Here is a 16,996-nt window from a genome sequence, read left to right as displayed (position 1 = left end):
GGATTGGAGCTGATATCACATGTGTGGAATTACGGGTTGGGTCGACTTTAAAAAGCAGCTCGTCCAAGAAAAACAAACGATGAACAGAATGACAGACACTCTTTCCAAACGGGGGCCTGATGATTCTAACGTTTGGGGAGAGCACCATGTTTTATTCGGACATAAAAGGCTTGCGGTTGTTGATATTGAAGGCGGACGCCAGCCGATGGCATGCACCTATAAAGGGGATACGTACACAATTATTTACAATGGTGAGCTGTATAACACGGAAGATCTGCGCAAAGAGCTGCGGGCGCGGGGCCATCAGTTCGAGCGGACATCTGATACCGAGGTGTTGCTGCACAGCTACATTGAATGGCAGGAGAATTGTGTGGATCGCTTGAACGGCATTTTCGCCTTTGCCGTGTGGGATGAAAAGCGTGATCTGCTGTTTGCGGCGAGAGACCGTCTTGGCGTGAAGCCGTTTTTTTATACGGAGCAAGGCTCTTCTTTTCTCTTCGGATCAGAACTCAAAGCCATCCTCGCACACCCCGAGGTGAAGGCGCGGGTGGACAGAACGGGTCTCTCGGAAATTTTCGGGCTCGGACCGTCCAGAACCCCGGGGACAGGCGTGTTTAAAGGCATTAATGAAGTCCGTCCAGCCCATGCGCTGACGTTTTCTAAAGACGGACTGAACATATGGCGTTATTGGAATGTCAAAAGCGAGAAACATACGGACAGCTTTGAAGACAGTGTGGCCAATGTGAGATCGTTGTTTCAGGATGCGGTGACGCGGCAGCTAGTGTCGGATGTTCCGGTTTGTACGTTCCTATCCGGCGGACTTGATTCGAGTGCGATTACCGCCATTGCCGCAGGCCATTTTGAAAAGGAAGGAAAAGCCCCGCTTCATACTTATTCGATTGATTACGAAGAAAACGACAAATTTTTTCAAGCGAGCGCCTTTCAGCCGAATGACGACGGGCCGTGGATTGAAAAAATGACAGAGGCTTTCGGCACGACGCACCATAAATGCGTCATCAGCCAAAAAGATCTCGTCGATCATTTGGAGGAAGCCGTTCTGGTCAAAGACCTGCCGGGAATGGCTGATGTCGACTCATCCCTATTGTGGTTTTGCCGTGAAATCAAAAAGGACTTTGTCGTCAGCCTGTCAGGAGAATGCGCGGATGAGATTTTCGGCGGATATCCGTGGTTCCATACAGCAGACGTTGAGTCCGGTTTTCCGTGGATGAGATCAACTGAAGAGCGGGTGAAGCTGCTCTCCGATACGTGGCAGAAAAAATTGAATTTGAAGGAATACGTACATGCGAAATACGAAGAAACCTTGGCCGAAACGCCGTTATTAGACGGTGAAACAGGTGAGGATAAAGCAAGAAGACAGCTGTTCTATTTAAATATGCTTTGGTTTATGACCAATCTTTTGGACCGGAAGGACCGCATGAGCATGGGGGCGAGCCTTGAGGTGCGGGTGCCGTTTGCAGATCATCGGCTCGTTGAATATGTCTGGAATATCCCATGGGAAATGAAAATGCATGACAACCGGGAAAAAGGCATTTTGCGAAAAGCGCTTGAAGGCATTTTGCCTGATGAAATCTTATATCGTAAAAAAAGTCCGTATCCGAAAACGCACCATCCTGAATATACAAAAGGCGTCAGCGAGTGGCTGAAAGCGATCAGGAGCCAAAAGGACTCCGTGCTCCATACCTTGCTGGACAGAAACCAATTGGATCAGCTTTTAGACACGGAAGGCTCCTCCTTTCAGGTCCCATGGTACGGACAGCTGATGAAAGGACCGCAGCTGATCGCCCATCTTGCCCAAATTCATACATGGTTTGAGGCGTATCGGATTGATATTGACGAGAGGTAGGTTCTATGCAAATGTTTTTAAAAGCCGGAGATGTATAGATTAAAATAAGAAAGGATAGATGGGCAGAGAAATATATGCTCTATCTATCCTTTTTTTTACAACAGCAATATCGAAGTGTTGTTGCGCCAAAGTCCCCACGTTCCTTCAATATGAATGAATAGGTTTTAATGTTCTGCCGATAAAACTAGCTGATACTGGGCTTAACTTTAATTCCCTAGCCCATACAGAAAGTTGACCAATATGGTGGATTTCGTGAGCGATTATATGGTGTAATATTTCATCTCGCGTATATAGAACATCTTTCTCCCAAGGAACGCTTACAAGTTCATCTTTTATTTGCTCTGAATGTGTTTCTAAAACATCAATAATTTCAGTTCGGAATGTATTTGAGAGGGATTTCACTTTATCGAGTGTTTGATAATCAGCGAACTGAACAACGATATCTTCTTTTCCTTGGATAGCACGAACCCAACTATATTCCACGTCAATAATATGAAAAAGGGTATATAAAATATTCTCTACCCCGCCAAGATGGTTTTTAAGTAACTCTTCAGTGCTTAGTTGATGACACCAAGTAAACCATTGATCTCTAACCTGCCAGTTATATTCAAAAAATTTTATCACTGAACTCACTCCATACTATAATGTATTAAATAACAATTAGCCCTTTTTTCCGTGATTCCTCTTTTATTGAAGCAGTGATTGAGAAGTGTTTAATCTCTATCTGTTGTATGGCATTAAAATAAAAAAGCATATCTCGTTGATGGTCCTGTTCAGACTAGGTATTCGAGGTTTATATGATTGAAGCAGCATGTTGCGCATTTTTCATTCTTGTTACTTTTACAAAGTAAGAATCGGCTTTTTCTTCATATACAATTAGGAGAAAACATAATAGACTTGAAGAAGCAGTGATACATAGGAGTGAAAAGAAATGAAAGAGATAAAAGAAGCTTATCAGCAATGCGGACAGATTGTCAGCGAATACGCGCCAGCCTGTTTCCGGGCATTCTCATTTCTCCCGCTGAAGCAAAGACAAGCTGCTTGGGCGGTTTTGGCGTTTTGCCATACGGCAGCCAGTGCAGATGAGAAGGCGATACCTGTATTTGAAGCTGAAGCTGAACATGTTTTTCAAAGGGCAAGTAACGGGAAACACGATTTGTGGAAAGCGTTCGACTATGCGTATCAGACATTTACATTAGACAGCGAGCCTTTTCGGGAGTTCCTTGCCGCAAAGAAAGATGAATCGAAGACGCATGAAACCCTTGATGAACTGCTCATGGACGCATATCAGACGGGCGGAAACGCGGGATTGATGCTGCTGCCGATGCTGACGCGCCGAAATCAAGATCAGCTCAAACAAGCAGCGGTCTCTCTCGGCTTGGCCATACAGCTGATTCGAATTTTAAACAATCTCGGAACGGACCAGCATCAAAAAAACCGCATTCCCCGCCAGGTGATGCAGCAATTCGGCTATACGGAAGACGATCTCCAAAAAGGCACCGTCAATAAAGCGTTCACGATGACGTGGGAGTACATCGCTTTTGAAGCGGAGGCCTACCTTGAAGAGTGCCTGGATGCCCTGCCGCTTTTCCCTCAGTATTCTCAAAAAGCGGTAAAAGCTGCAGCTCAGCTGTACCGAGCCATTCTGGAAAAAATCCGAGCAGAGCAGTACAACGTATTTGGACACAAGCATGCCTTAACAGACAGCGAAGCAAAATTGATTCTGTCCGAGCTGTAAAAAAACACCCGGCTTGTTCTGCCGGGTGTTACGCCATACCTTTTTGAATCCAGATCCGTGAGCGCCATCTTCTGTACATTAAGATTCCCCGGACCCATTCGTCCGCGATAAAAGAAATCCATACGCCGGCAAGCCCGAAACCGAGATGAATGCCGAATAGATAAGCAAGCGGAAGGCCGATGCCCCACATGGAAATCATCGCCATGTAGACCGGGAATTTCGCATCCCCCGCGGCGCGCAGAGAGTTAATAATAATCACATTAAACGAGCGGCCCGGTTCAAGGATGATGGTCATCGCAATCAAAAGGCTTGCGGTAGCAATAATATCAGGGCTTTGTGTGAAGATGCCGATAAGGTCTTTTGAAAAGATTGTCATCAAAACAGATGTGGCCGCAGCAATTCCAAGCGCCCAATACAAGCTTTTCATGCAGCGCTCATATGCGGCGTCAAACTGTTTGCCGCCGATATAGCGGCCGATTAAAATTTGCGTGCCTTGGCTGATCGCAGTCCCGAATAGCAGAATAAACATCGTAATATTTTGCGTATACACTTTGGTTGTTAAAGCCTGCGCCCCCATGATGGCAATAAAATAAGTGACAATCATTTGCGAAAGGTTATAAGAAAGCTGTTCGCCTGCTGAAGGAATGCCGATTTTCAGCAGCTTGCGCAAATGGTCTTTATGCATATGAAATACTTTTTTCAACGACATCTTCAGCTGAATGCGTTTGTTTACAATGACAATCATCGCGATTAATCCGATAACACGCGCGATAGATGTGGACATGGCAACTCCGGCAACGCCGAGAACAGGAAAGCCGAACAGACCGAAAATGACAACAAAGTTTCCGGCAATGTTTAAAATGTTCATGCCGATTGTGACAAACATTGTATCTTTTGTGTGGCCGTAGCTTTTTAAGATCGCGCTGAATGTCATGATTAAAGCCTGAATAAAGGACAGACCTCCGACAACTTGTAAAAAGACTTTAGCGTCAGGCATCAGCTCATTTGATAATCCCATCATATGAAGCAGAGGAACTGCCGCAAAAAAGATGAGAGCGCTGATCGCAAGGCTGATGAAGAAGTTGGCTGCGATTGACACATAAGCGACTTCCATAGCTTCTTTCTTTTTCCGGGATCCTAAAAATTGTGAGATGACAACAGTTGTTCCTGTTGCGATAAAACTGAACATCACGATAATTAAATTCAAAATCTGGTTGCTGACGCCGACTGCCGCCACACTGTTATCTGAGTATTGGCTGAGCATCAGTGTATCAGCATTACCCATAAACATATATAATGAGACCTCAATAAAGATCGGCCAAGTAAGCGAAAATAATGAGAACGATTTGTCAGCGGGTTTTTTCAAAGCAGTTGATTTGAAGACAGCTTGTTTCATAGTGTCTAACCCCTTTCGTAAATAAAATCAACGTTTTAAAGTGTACCTCCATTTCCTTATAATAAAAAGGGAGAGAAACGATACTTCTTGCAAAAATCCGACTTAAAAAGGAGGGTGATCAAATTGCCTCGCATCCTGTTTACAGTCCCCCCTTTTCCGGTATTTATCGCAGCCGGAGAAGGGGTTTTTAAAAAAGGAGAAACCCATGTCAAACGCATTTTTTCTGTATTTGATCTGATATACGTCAAGCAGGGGACGTTATATATCACTGAAAATGAAAAATCGTTCTCTGTTGAAGGGGGCGAATATATCTTGCTTTCTCCCGGTCTTGAACACTATGGGACAAAGGGCAGTGATGAAGCGACCTCCTATTATTGGCTTCACTTTGATGAACATCAATATGAATTTACCGCAAAAGGGGGCAGCAATTGGGCAGAGCTTCAGCAGGAAAAGGGGAGCTTCGAGGAGCCGGCCCGCTACGGGCTCGCATTGCCGAGAAAAGGCAAGGTGCAGCGCCCGCAATTTATGGCGCAGCAGTTTGAAAGGCTCATTGATTACTCCGCAGAAAACTCCGATTTGCCGCTCAGAAAACAAATCTTGTTTGAAGAGCTGATGCTGCACCTTCAAAAGGAGGCGTTTCAAATTCCGTCTGCAAAAGAGCGGGTGGCATGGGAGGCGGCCCGATACTTACAGGAGCATTATAAGGAGAAAACGACAATCAAGGATCTGTCGCTCGCCCTGCACTATAATCAGGATTATGTGACCCGCTGCATGCAGCAAGTGCTTGGTGTCACGCCGGGGCAATACACAAATCGGGTGAGAATGACTGAAGCAAAGCGTCTTTTATCCTCGACAAATGATAAAATGGGCGTCATCGCGGAAACGATTGGAATGGAGGACCCGACATATTTTTCAAAGCTCTTTAAGCAAATTGAAGGCATTTCACCAATTGAATACCGGAAAATTGTCAGCCGGAAAGTTCAATAAGCAGACGAGGGATGAAGATGAAAACGACAATTTACGATGTGGCGAGGAAGGCGGGTGTCTCGATCACGACCGTATCGCGCGTCATTAACCATACGGGCCGGATCAGTGACAAAACAAGGCAAAGGGTCATGAATGTGATGAAGGAAATGGAGTACACGCCCAATGTCCACGCCGCTGCTTTATCGGGAAAGCGGACCAATATTATCGGCCTTGTGACGCCTGATATTTCAAACCCGTTTTACGGCGAGCTCGCGAAAAGCATAGAGGAAAGAGCGGATGAGCTTGGTTTTCAGATGATCATTTGCAGTACCGATTACGATCCGAAAAAAGAAACGAAATATTTTTCTGTCCTAAAGCAAAAAAACGTAGACGGCATCATTTTTGCGACAGGAATTGAGAATCATGACAGCATGTCAGCTTTAGAGGAAATCATTAGCGAACATATCCCGCTCGCCATGATTTCTCAGGATAAGCCCCTTCTTCCGATGGATATTGTTGTGATGGATGATGTTCTCGGCGGGTATGAGGCTGCCAAGCATCTTTTGTCACTGGGCCACACGAGGATTGCCTGCATTGTGGGTGACGGGTCAACGACAGGTGAAACAGACAGAATCAAAGGATTCCGGCAGGCGATGGGGGAAGCGAATGTGCCGGTCGATGAGTCGCTGATTGTTCCGACACGCTTCTCTTTGGAGAGCGGAAAGGAAGAGGCGGGAAAATTGCTGGACAGGGATAGGCCAACGGCTATTTTTGCTTTTAACGATGTATTGGCCTGTGCCGCCATTCAGGCGGCGAGAATAAGAGGCATCAAGGTTCCGGATGACCTGTCCATCATCGGGTTTGATAACACCATCCTTGCTGAAATGGTCGATCCGCCCCTGACAACGGTAGCCCAGCCGATTAAAGAAATGGGGCAGCGCGTCATTGAACTGCTGGCGGAAGAAATCGAAGGAAAACGAAAGGCAAAACAAAAAATAGTGTTATCACCCGAGCTAGTGATCAGACATTCTACAGCACCGTTCAAGAAAAGAATCCGATAATGCAGCGGGTTCTTTTCTTTTTGACAGCGAAGGCGAAAAAGATATTGCATGTGAAGAAAGGACATTGTAAAATGAAATCACCTTTTGAGAAAGCGCTTGCGCAAAAATATATCGGCCAAATAGTGGATGAACCGCTATTTTTTTAATCATTCTGGTAAAGCGCTTTCATTAGGCGAAAAAAAAGGAGAATAAGGAGATGAGGACATGGGGAATCGAGTAAGATGCGCGGTATTAGGGTTAGGGAGACTGGGATACTATCACGCAAGAAACCTTATGACCAGCGTTCCGGGAGCTGAGCTTGTCAGTGTCGGTGATCCGATGACAGAAAGAGCCGAGCAGGTCGCTAAAGAATTCGGGCTTGAAAAATGGTCGGATGATCCGCATGAGATTTTAGCAGATCCCGAGATTGATGCAGTGGTCATCGTAACGCCGACAAGCACACATGGGGAAATGATCATCAAAGCGGCGGAAAACGGCAAGCAGATTTTCGTTGAAAAACCGCTGACATTAAACCTTGAGGAATCAAAATCAGTTTCTGAAACAGTAAAAGAGACAGGTGTCATCTGCCAAGTCGGTTTTATGAGGCGTTTTGATCCTGCATATGCGGATGCGAAACGGCGGATAGACGCGGGAGAGATTGGCAAACCCATCTATTATAAAGGCTTTACACGCGATCAAGGGGCGCCTCCCGCTGAGTTTATCAAACATAGCGGAGGGATCTTTATCGACTGTTCCATCCATGATTACGATATTGCCCGATATTTGCTCGGAGCGGAGATCACTTCTGTTTCCGGACACGGCCGGATTTTAAACAACCCGTTTATGGAACAATACGGCGATGTTGATCAGGCGCTGACGTATTTAGAATTTGATTCCGGCGCAGCTGGAGACGTCGAGGCAAGCAGAACCTCTCCATACGGCCATGACATCCGTGCAGAAATTATCGGGACAGAAGGCAGTATTTTCATAGGGACATTGAGAAACCAAAATGTGACCATCCTGACCGCTAAAGGGAGCAGCTATGAGATCATCCCAGACTTTCAAACTCGTTTTCATGAAGCCTACTGCTTAGAACTGCAGCATTTTGCAGAGTGCGTCCGGAATGGAAAAACACCGATTGTGACAGATGTCGATGCGACGATCAATTTAGAAGTCGGCATCGCCGCGACCGATTCGTATCGAAGCGGCAGGCCTGTACAGCTTGATCTGGAGCGTGCTTATACAGGTATGTAAAAGTTAATAGGTTCCATTTGAGGCTTTTCCGCCAAAAAAAGCAAGGACAGTTTAGCCCTTGCTTTCTCTTTTCTCATATAAATAGTACATATAATCAGTAGGTACGCCTGAATGGCCCAGCTGTCTTAGCATGGCTGTCACGTTCCCTCTGTGATAAGTGCCGTGATTGACGACATGCAGGATGGTGTCTGCATAGGTTGATTCCAGTGTACCGAGTTTCGGATGCTGCATGGAGAAGGTCTGTTCTAAGTCCGTTTGGCGGCTGAAGAAATGATGATACTGTAATTCCAACTCGGAAGCGTGCAGTTTAATCGCTTCCATATTGCCATGCGCGGACTCGAATTTGCCTGTGCCGTCTATAATCTCTTGGTAGTCCACTCCCGAAAGAACGTTCAGCCATATGTAGTCAGCCCTGCACATATGAAGCAGTACGTCACTGACTGAAGGGAATACGCTCTTTACTTCTTGATAAGCAGTTTCCTCCGGCAGGTGTTCGATATGGTTCAAGATTCGCTTGTTCGCCCAGGAATGGTAGTCATAAAACTGTTTAGCATCAGTCACAAACATCGCCCCCTTTTCTAAATAGAATTCGATGTTTAGGCTGTGGTTTCCTCCAGTTAACGAAAGATCGAGAACAAGAAATAGACGGCGGCAGCCCACATTACCACCGCAGAACATTTGTTTACGATCAACATAAGCCTGCCGCTCGTATCTATCGTCTGAAACAGCCGGCCCGCTATTGCAAGACTGATAAACCAAATCCAAGACACAGCGATGCAGGCGGCCATAAAGAGCCATTTCTCCAGTCCAGAATATTGTAAAGAGCTTGTACCGATGACGCCGACAGTGTCTAAAATGGCGTGCGGGTTTAACAGAGACACGGCTGCGGCAAATGCGGCTTGTTTCTTTGCTGTGAATATATTGTTTTCTTTGTCATCCGTTTTCGGACGGCTGTTCCATGTCACCCAGCCCATGTAAATGAGAAACAAAAATCCCACGGCCATCATTCCCGTCTCAAAAACAGGCACCTGCTGCACAATGACAGATACACCCGCAACCGCTAACACAATGAGCAGGGTATCGCAGACAGAAGCACTGATGACGGCTGGAAGCGCCAGCCAAATATGCCTTTGCCACGCTCCCTGCTGAAAAATAAACACATTCTGCGCCCCCAGCGGCAAAATTAAGCTGAAGGCCAGCACGATTCCGTGAATCATTGCATTCATGCTGAAAAACTCCTTTCACATCTGTTTTTCTCATAATAATAGAGAAGATTTTACATGTCTCCGGCCATTTGGTTGGTTTTGAAACCAGCCAAATGTATAATGTGAAAAAAAGGGGGCTTGACGTTGTCACATTGGCAGCCAAGCCGTGAATCGGACATTCCGCTTCATCGGCAAATCGAACAATATATAAAAGAAAAAATTCTCCATGGCGAGTGGGCTGTAGGGACGAAAATTCCGTCGCAAAGAACGCTGGCGGATATGTTTCAGGTCAACCGAAGCACAGTGACATCGGCGATTGATGAACTCACGTCTCAAGGTCTGTTAGAGGGGAGAAGAGGCGGCGGCACAAAGGTAGTAAACAGCACATGGAGCGTGCTTGCGTCAGCTCCGCCGCTTGATTGGAGCACCTATGTCCGCTCAGGGATTCATCATCCCAATTCTTCTATCATTCAGGATATCAATAAAAACGAGGCGCGAGCGGATATCATTCGGCTGGGGACGGGAGAGCTTTCACCAGAGCTGCTGCCGGCTGAAACGATGCGCAGGATGTTTCAGCAAATCAATCCGCATGTTCTGTCTTTAGGATACGAACAGCCGAAAGGAAATATAGACCTGCGGGAGGCGGTGGCTGAGCATTTAAAAACAAAGCATATCAATGTGTCACCTTCAGCCATTTTAATTGTATCCGGCGCACTGCAGGCGCTCCAGCTCATTTCGATCGGGCTTTTAAAGCGGGACTCAGTCATTTTGACAGAAAAACCTTCCTATCTTCACTCTTTGCATGTTTTTCAATCCGCAGGGATGCGGCTTCGCGGTGTGCCGATGGATGAAGAAGGAATGCAGGCGGGGCTGATTTCAGCTTACCGGAAGCAATACGGGGGCCAGCTGCTTTACACAATTCCGTCGTTTCATAATCCGACTGGCATTGTCATGTCAGAGAAGAGAAGGGAAGAGGTTGTCAGTCTGTCAAAAAAAGAGCAGCTGCCGGTCATTGAAGATGCTGCGTACGGTGATTTGTGGTTTGAAGAACAGCCGCCGCTGCCGTTAAAGTCGATGGATCAGGAAGGCAATGTCCTGTATCTCGGCACGTTTTCGAAAACAGTAAGCCCCGGTCTTCGAATCGGCTGGCTGGCCGGCCCGGAACCAGTTATTGAAAGGCTGGCTGACATTAAAATGCAGACGGATTACGGATCGAGCGGCCTCTCTCAATGGGCCGCGGCGCAATGGCTGTCACAAGGATATTATGAAGAACACCTCGCTTGGGTAAGAAAGGAGCTGAAGAAAAGGAGAGACGCGGCACTTCAGCTTCTTCAGCAGTATGCAGGAGATATTGCAGAGTGGGAAATCCCAGCCGGCGGCTTTTATATATGGGTCACATTCCATAAACAACTGCCTGTCAGGCAGCTGTTTCTTGAATTATTGAAACAGCAGGTGCTGGTGAACCCCGGTTCCGTTTATGACGGCGATGACCGGCGCAGCATCCGGCTGTCGTATTCCTATGCGTCTCTTCAGGATCTGAAAATCGGCATCAAGGCGGCTGCAGATACAGCCCGCCGCCTGATGACGCAGGCTTAAGCTAGACGATGACAGCTCCCAGCGCTCTCGCAAAGGCCATTGCGTGCTCAGGAGCAATTTTGCAGCCCTTTAATTTGTCTAGTGAGACATGGATCTGTTCAAACCGGCAGGAGCTGATGTCCACGTTTTGAAGTGACGTACCGGTAAAGTTGGCGCCCTCCAGTTCGCACGCATCAAAGTGTGTCTGCTGGAGCGCCATGCTGCTGCATTCACTTTGCAGAAGGACACAATGATGAAACAGAACGTGTTTCATATTTGAATAATAAAATGAACTGAATTGCCCGTGACATTCCTCGAACGACACATTCCGCAGCGTTGAGTCCGCCAGGTTCATCCCGACCATTTTCGATTGCTTAAATAAAGTTCTGTGCAGAACAGCCCCGCTAAAATCGGCGTTCGATACATCACATTTTTCGAAAATCACATCTGTCAGCTCAATAAAACGAAAGGAAACATCGATAAACACGACATTCCGAAATACAGTTTTTTCAATACAAAGCCTGTCTATGTCTTCCCCGGAAATTGAACAATCTTCAAATAAATGCATGCTGATCACATCATCTGATGCAGCCGTTTCATGAAAATCGGCAGCTTGCAGGTTTTCTGGTACGTACGGTTTTTGAATCGCTGTTTTATTCATCATTTGACATCCTTTACATTCCTGCATGACCTACAGCCATCAGGATCAATTTCATAGATCGTTTCCGCGGATTGATACATATAGTAAAACGTGAAGGGCCTATTCTGGGTGCTGAAGCCCGCTTGTTTTGTAAGCATAAATGCAAAGCTTCCTGCACGTCAAGGCGTTTACAAGACCGGAAAGAAAAGGGAACAGGAGGAATGTGGAGTGGGGCATTACGTAAAAACCGAGGAGCATGTGACACTGTTTGTGGAGGATATTGGGCAGGGAAGACCGATTATTTTTTTGCATGGCTGGCCGCTGAATCATAAGATGTTTGAATATCAAATGAATGAGCTGCCGAAAAGAGGATTCCGTTTTATTGGCATCGATTTTCGGGGCTACGGTGATTCCGACCGCCCGTGGGAAGGCTACGATTACAATACGATGGCAGATGACGTGAAAGCCGTTATTTATACGCTTCAGCTTGAGAATGCGATTCTCGCCGGCTTTTCGATGGGAGGTGCGATTGCGATCCGTTACATGGCAAGGCATGAGAGCGCCGATATCGATAAACTGGTTTTATTGTCAGCGGCCGCGCCTGCATTTACAAAGCGCCCGGGCTATCCGTACGGCATGAGGAAACAGGACATTGATGACATGGTTGAACAATTCAAAAGCGATCGGCCGAAGACGCTTGCTGACCTGGGAAGACAGTTTTTCGAGAAACAAGTTTCTCCGGAGTTCCAGCAATGGTTCCAGAATCTTTTGCTGGACGCTTCCTCTTACGGAACGATTCACTCAGGCATTGCGTTAAGAGACGAGGATCTCAGAAAGGATCTGGCGGAAATCAAGGTGCCGACACTCATCCTGCACGGCAGAAAGGACAAAATCGCTCCGTTTGATTTTGCAAAAGTATTAAAACGCGGCATAAAGCAATCGGAATTGGTTCCGTTTGAAAACAATGGGCACGGGCTCTTTTATGAGGAAAAAGAAAAAATAAACAGCCTGATTGCGCAGTTTGCTAAATAAAAAAACCCGATCAATGTCGGGTTTTTTAAATGATGCCTTTGTGCTGCAATTTTTTGATGATCAAATCAGCTCCATCCGCAATGGACGTTTGGTCAGATTCAATGATCAAATCGGGAGAAAGAGGCGCTTCATAGGGAGAATCAATCCCCGTGAAATGTTTAATGTCTCCGTTGCGCGCTTTTTTATAAAGGCCTTTCGGATCCCGCTGTTCACAAATCTGGAGCGGGCACTTCACATAAATTTCGAGAAATTCTCCATCGGGAAACAGCGCTCTGACCATATCCCGATCCTCTCTGAACGGAGAAATAAAGGCTGTTAAGGTCATTTGGCCGCTATCGACAAACAGCTTCGCGACTTCCCCGATCCGGCGGATGTTTTCGATTCTGTCCTCAGTCCGAAAGCCGAGATCTCGATTCAATCCGTGGCGGATATTATCGCCGTCAAGAACATAACTCCGAATTCCCATGTGATAGAGCTTTTCATCTACGGCATTGGCGAGCACTGATTTTCCTGAGCCGGACAGACCGGTAAACCAAAGGGCGCAGCTTTTATGTCCGTTTAAGCTCTGTCTGTCAGATTTTTGGATCACCGCTGGATGCCAAACGATATTCGGGTTGTGTGTCATTCTGATCCCCCGCTGTTTCTCTGAATGGCAACAGGCTGCTGATGGAGCCCTTTTATCAGCACGCTTGCAACTTCGGGCCGGCTGAATTCTTTCGGCGGCTTTTTGCCTTGGCGGAGAAGCTCTCTCACTTTGGTGCCTGATAAATGGATGTGATCTCTCGCGCTGTGCGGACACGTTTTGGAGGTGCCCATATTTCCGCATTTCCGGCAGTAAAAGCTATGCTCAAAAAACAGCGGCTTGATGCCCAGCTCTTCTTCAGTGAATGATTTGAAAATGGTCTGTGCGTCGTACGTTCCGTAATAGCTGCCGACACCTGCATGATCGCGTCCGACGATAAAATGGGTGCAGCCGTAATTTTTGCGGACGAGCGCATGGAAAATCGCTTCACGCGGCCCGGCATACCGCATGGCGGCAGGGAACACCGATAACATCACCCGATCCTTTGGATAATACTGGTCAAGCAGTACTTGGTAGCTTTCCATTCTGATATCACTCGGAATATCATCTGATTTCGTTTCTCCTACTAGCGGATGAAGCAGCAGACCGTCGACGGTTTCCAACGCTGTTTTTTGAATATATTCATGGGCTCTGTGAACGGGATTCCGCGTCTGAAAGCCGACAATCGTTTTCCAGCCGAGCTTTTCAAAGGCCGTTCTCGTTTGTGCCGGCGGTGCATAAAACTGTTCGAAGGACTTATCGGGAAGGCGGCTGACAAGGATAGGCCCTCCAATACAAAAGTCCGGACGCTCCAGCAGTTTTTTTACTCCGGGGTGGGCGGGATCGTTTGTTTTATAAACAGACAGCGCCTCCTGTGTTTTATCTGGCTGATAGATATCGGTCACTGTCATCATGCCGTACGTCACGCCGTGTTTCACAAGCTTCACGTGATTTCCGACAGACAGCTGTTTGGCTGTTTCTTCGCTGACAGGCAGCGTAATAGGCAGGCTCCACGGCAAACCGTTCGCCAGCCTCATCTCTTTCACAACGGAATGATAATCTTTTTCTCCCAAAAAACCGGTTAACGGGCTGTAGCCGCCGATCGCGATAAGCTCGAGGTCGCTCAGTGCCAGCTGATCAAGCTCAGCTTCGCAAGTGCAGCCATCAAAAGTGCATGCGGGATCGAAGCGGTTGATTAACACCTCTCCATGGGGCTCGATTGCATTCACGTGCTTAACCTCCATCTTTGCGTTTTACATTGTTTTTTAATAGTCTGCCATTTCTTCGCTGGACGGGCTTTCTCATCAATAGAAAATGTAGATTGAAACCTGCCGGCGCTTCCATTCTCACGACATACGGTCTTTCATTCCTGGTGCAGACCGCATTCAGTTTTCTCGCGTCCGGCCCATCTTCCCGCTCTCTCATCATTTGGGTTTGAAGAAGGCAATGTGCACATTTCACAGCCTATGCTCGGGTAATTTTGATCGTGCAGTTTGTTGTAAGGCAAATTGTGGAGCCGGATGTACGTCCAAACATCATCCCATGTCCAGTGAATGAGCGGACAGATTTTAATAAGTTTAAATTTCTGATCCTGATTGATGAATTGAATATGCTTTCTCGTCGGCGATTGCTCCCGGCGCAGACCTGAAATCCAAGCTGTCATGCCAGATAAGTGTTTTTGCAGAGGTGCGATTTTCCGTAATTGACAGCAGAGATTCGGGTTGTGTTTCCATAATTCATCGCCGTATTGCGCCGCTTGTTCTTTTAAGTTCAGCTCGGGTTCAAGCAGCTGGATCGTAAATGCCGGGTATTTTTGTTTGACGGCTTCGATCAGCTCATATGTTTCCTGAAAATGGAGCCCTGTATCTAAAAAGATGATGTGCGCATGTTTGTTGATCTTTGAAATTAAATCGAGAAGCACCATCCCTTCAGCGCCAAAGCTGCATGCATACACGATCTTATCCCCGTATGTCCTGTAAGCCCATTTCAATACATCGAGCTCATCGATCAATTGGTCCGTCATCTCTTTTGCCAGCGTTTCGTTCCATGTGTCAAAGGTGATGTTTTCGTTCAATATTTTCCCCCCGTTTTGCATCTGTCTGTTTTTTATCTATTGATCGAGTTATAGGCAGACTATTCACTTTTGAGATAAAGGTTCAGGGTTTTTAGGTGTGCGGCCGCCTAAAATGAGGAGACGGAGGCGCGGCGGAACCAATAAGAGACCAGCTGAATATGCTTTTTAGCAAAATGGTTTTATGCCCAAGGAGAGGTATTATGCCGATTACCATTTATCAGGGGCATCATCATTCACTTGCCCCGGCAGATATCAATATCGTTATTGACGTCATTCGAGCCTTTACCGTGGCCCATTTTGCTTTTATCGGCGGGGCGAAAGAAATTCTCTTGGTCCGGACAACTGAAGAAGCTTTCAAGTTGAAAGAAACCTATCCGGATTATGTATTAACAGGAGAGGAAAAGGGGGTCGGAATCAAAGGATTTGATTTGGATAATTCTCCAAAACGTATGGCAGAGCAGGATATGGCGGATAAGCGGCTGATCCAGAAAACGACAAACGGCGTCACAGCGGCGTTAGGAGCGCTGAAGGCCAAGCATCTTTTTGTGACCGGATTTTCTAATGCCAGAACAACAGCGGAATATGTGAAAAAGCTCGCTGCAAAAGATTGTGTGCTGAACATTGTGGCTTCCCATCCGTCAGGTGATGATGATATGGCGTGTGCGGAATATATCAAAAGCATCATAGAAGGGACGAATGGTGCGGCGGCCGAAGTGATTGAAAGAATCAAAAACTCATCCGTTGCGGAGAAGTTTTTTGACAGGAGCCAGCCGTTATTTGAACCGGAAGACATTGCGTACTGTACAAAAGAAATAATGGGCGATTTCGTGATGAAAGTAAAACAAGAAAGAGAAGTTCCAACGATTGAGAGGGTCATGATATGAATGATTTTTCACTAGAATTGCCAATGAGAACAAGTAAACCGAGGGAAAACGGACAGACCATTTTAATCGACAACGGCTACCCCTTACAGTTTTTCAAAGATGTGATAGGCGCGGCATCCGACTATATAGATTTTGTGAAGTTCGGCTGGGGCACTTCATTACTTACGAAAGACCTTGAAGAAAAAATCAGCTCCCTGAAAGAGCATGACGTGAAGTTTTTCTTCGGCGGCACGCTGTTTGAGAAATATGTAAGCCAGAATAAAGTCAACGAATTTCATCGGTACTGCACCTACTTCGGGTGCGAATATATTGAGATTTCAAACGGCACTCTCCCGATGACGAATAAAGAAAAAGCGGCTTATATTGCTGATTTTTCTGATGAATTTCTTGTTCTCAGCGAGGTGGGCAGCAAGGATGAGGAAGTATCAAGCTGCCAGTGCTCTGAGGAATGGCTTGAGTATATTCTCGAAGATATGGAGGCAGGCGCAGAGAAAGTGATTACGGAAGCAAGGGAAAGCGGGACAGGGGGGATCTGTTCCAGCAGCGGAGATGTCCGGTTTCAAATCGTTGATGATATCATTTTGTCGGATATTGATATCAGCCGAATGATATTTGAAGCACCGAACAAAACGCTCCAGCAAGGTTTTATTCAAAGGATCGGGCCGAATGTCAATCTGGCGAATATCTCATTTCATGATGCGATTGCTCTGGAGACTTTGCGCTTGGGGTTAAGATCCGATACCTTTTATTTGTAAAACAGCGGCTG

16 protein-coding genes and 1 pseudogene are annotated in these 16,996 nt (G+C 46.5%); 9 read left to right on the top strand and 8 right to left on the bottom strand.

Annotated features, from left to right (window positions below; genetic code table 11):
- The first annotated feature begins 19 nt into the window (after nucleotides 1-19).
- Complete coding sequence (gene asnB, locus KXD37_RS12815; protein ID WP_106020576.1) at nucleotides 20-1,864, top strand: asparagine synthase (glutamine-hydrolyzing); 1,845 nt, start codon at nucleotides 20-22, stop codon at nucleotides 1,862-1,864.
- A 144-nt stretch (nucleotides 1,865-2,008) separates the two neighbouring features.
- On the opposite strand, the gene KXD37_RS12810 is transcribed toward asnB, so the two are convergent.
- On the bottom strand, nucleotides 2,009-2,488 hold the full coding sequence (locus KXD37_RS12810) for a DinB family protein (protein WP_106020575.1): 480 nt from the start codon (nucleotides 2,486-2,488) through the stop codon (nucleotides 2,009-2,011).
- A 284-nt stretch (nucleotides 2,489-2,772) separates the two neighbouring features.
- Between KXD37_RS12810 and KXD37_RS12805 the strand changes: the two are divergent.
- A pseudogene (locus tag KXD37_RS12805) lies at nucleotides 2,773-3,602 on the top strand (phytoene/squalene synthase family protein).
- 28 nt (nucleotides 3,603-3,630) lie between these two features.
- Here the strand turns inward: KXD37_RS12805 and KXD37_RS12800 are convergent.
- Nucleotides 3,631-4,998 carry an MATE family efflux transporter gene (locus tag KXD37_RS12800; protein WP_095713661.1) on the bottom strand — a complete coding sequence of 456 codons (1,368 nt, stop codon included), beginning with the start codon at nucleotides 4,996-4,998 and terminating at the stop codon, nucleotides 3,631-3,633.
- Between the two features lie 123 nt (nucleotides 4,999-5,121).
- On the opposite strand from KXD37_RS12800, the gene KXD37_RS12795 reads away from it, so the two are divergent.
- From KXD37_RS12795 to KXD37_RS12785, 3 genes are all read left to right on the top strand, one after another.
- Entirely contained in the window at nucleotides 5,122-5,985 is an 864-nt protein-coding gene (locus KXD37_RS12795) for an AraC family transcriptional regulator (protein ID WP_024120858.1), read from the top strand.
- Between the two features lie 17 nt (nucleotides 5,986-6,002).
- Nucleotides 6,003-7,025: a LacI family DNA-binding transcriptional regulator gene (locus KXD37_RS12790; protein ID WP_024120859.1), complete on the top strand. Its 1,023-nt coding sequence runs from the start codon at nucleotides 6,003-6,005 to the stop codon at nucleotides 7,023-7,025.
- Nucleotides 7,026-7,229: 204 nt separating this feature from the next.
- Nucleotides 7,230-8,258, top strand: coding sequence for a Gfo/Idh/MocA family oxidoreductase (locus tag KXD37_RS12785; RefSeq protein ID WP_106020572.1), 1,029 nt, complete (start codon nucleotides 7,230-7,232; stop codon nucleotides 8,256-8,258).
- Between the two features lie 51 nt (nucleotides 8,259-8,309).
- Here the strand turns inward: KXD37_RS12785 and KXD37_RS12780 are convergent, their stop codons facing one another.
- Together KXD37_RS12780 and KXD37_RS12775 are read right to left on the bottom strand one after the other, a co-directional pair.
- A complete protein-coding gene (locus KXD37_RS12780) occupies nucleotides 8,310-8,819 on the bottom strand; it encodes a DinB family protein (protein WP_106020571.1) in 510 nt (169 codons plus the stop codon).
- Between the two features lie 56 nt (nucleotides 8,820-8,875).
- Nucleotides 8,876-9,484, bottom strand: coding sequence for a LysE/ArgO family amino acid transporter (locus tag KXD37_RS12775; protein ID WP_106020570.1), 609 nt, complete (start codon nucleotides 9,482-9,484; stop codon nucleotides 8,876-8,878).
- 117 nt (nucleotides 9,485-9,601) lie between these two features.
- On the opposite strand from KXD37_RS12775, the gene KXD37_RS12770 reads away from it, so the two are divergent.
- Nucleotides 9,602-11,059: a PLP-dependent aminotransferase family protein gene (locus KXD37_RS12770; RefSeq protein WP_127695494.1), complete on the top strand. Its 1,458-nt coding sequence runs from the start codon at nucleotides 9,602-9,604 to the stop codon at nucleotides 11,057-11,059.
- 1 nt (nucleotide 11,060) lies between these two features.
- Here the strand turns inward: KXD37_RS12770 and KXD37_RS12765 are convergent, their stop codons facing one another.
- Nucleotides 11,061-11,699: a pentapeptide repeat-containing protein gene (locus tag KXD37_RS12765; protein WP_106022365.1), complete on the bottom strand. Its 639-nt coding sequence runs from the start codon at nucleotides 11,697-11,699 to the stop codon at nucleotides 11,061-11,063.
- Nucleotides 11,700-11,906: 207 nt separating this feature from the next.
- Between KXD37_RS12765 and KXD37_RS12760 the strand changes: the two genes are divergently transcribed.
- A complete protein-coding gene (locus KXD37_RS12760) occupies nucleotides 11,907-12,710 on the top strand; it encodes an alpha/beta fold hydrolase (RefSeq protein ID WP_263463603.1) in 804 nt (267 codons plus the stop codon).
- A gap of 25 nt (nucleotides 12,711-12,735) precedes the next feature.
- Here KXD37_RS12760 and cysC read toward each other — a convergent pair whose 3' ends face one another.
- From cysC to KXD37_RS12745, 3 genes are all read right to left on the bottom strand, one after another.
- Complete coding sequence (gene cysC / locus KXD37_RS12755) at nucleotides 12,736-13,335, bottom strand: adenylyl-sulfate kinase (protein WP_127695490.1); 600 nt, start codon at nucleotides 13,333-13,335, stop codon at nucleotides 12,736-12,738.
- Complete coding sequence (sat, locus tag KXD37_RS12750) at nucleotides 13,332-14,501, bottom strand: sulfate adenylyltransferase (protein WP_263463602.1); 1,170 nt, start codon at nucleotides 14,499-14,501, stop codon at nucleotides 13,332-13,334. Before sat ends, cysC begins: the two co-directional genes overlap by 4 nt.
- Nucleotides 14,502-14,635: 134 nt before the next feature.
- The gene (locus tag KXD37_RS12745; protein WP_106020565.1) at nucleotides 14,636-15,346 is read right to left on the bottom strand and encodes a phosphoadenylyl-sulfate reductase; all 711 of its coding nucleotides are present in this window, start codon (nucleotides 15,344-15,346) and stop codon (nucleotides 14,636-14,638) included.
- Between the two features lie 200 nt (nucleotides 15,347-15,546).
- Here KXD37_RS12745 and KXD37_RS12740 point away from each other — a divergent pair, with 200 nt between their 5' ends.
- Entirely contained in the window at nucleotides 15,547-16,230 is a 684-nt protein-coding gene (locus KXD37_RS12740) for a 2-phosphosulfolactate phosphatase (RefSeq protein ID WP_106020564.1), read from the top strand.
- A complete protein-coding gene (locus KXD37_RS12735; protein ID WP_095713651.1) occupies nucleotides 16,227-16,985 on the top strand; it encodes a phosphosulfolactate synthase in 759 nt (252 codons plus the stop codon). The genes KXD37_RS12740 and KXD37_RS12735 overlap by 4 nt, the downstream gene beginning before the upstream one ends.
- Nucleotides 16,986-16,996 lie beyond the last annotated feature (11 nt).

The sequence above is a fragment of the Bacillus sp. XT-2 genome (assembly GCF_025696525.1).
In the GTDB taxonomy this organism is placed as follows: Bacteria; Bacillota; Bacilli; order Bacillales; family Bacillaceae; genus Bacillus; species Bacillus halotolerans.
This window is presented reverse-complemented; position numbering and strand designations above follow the sequence as displayed.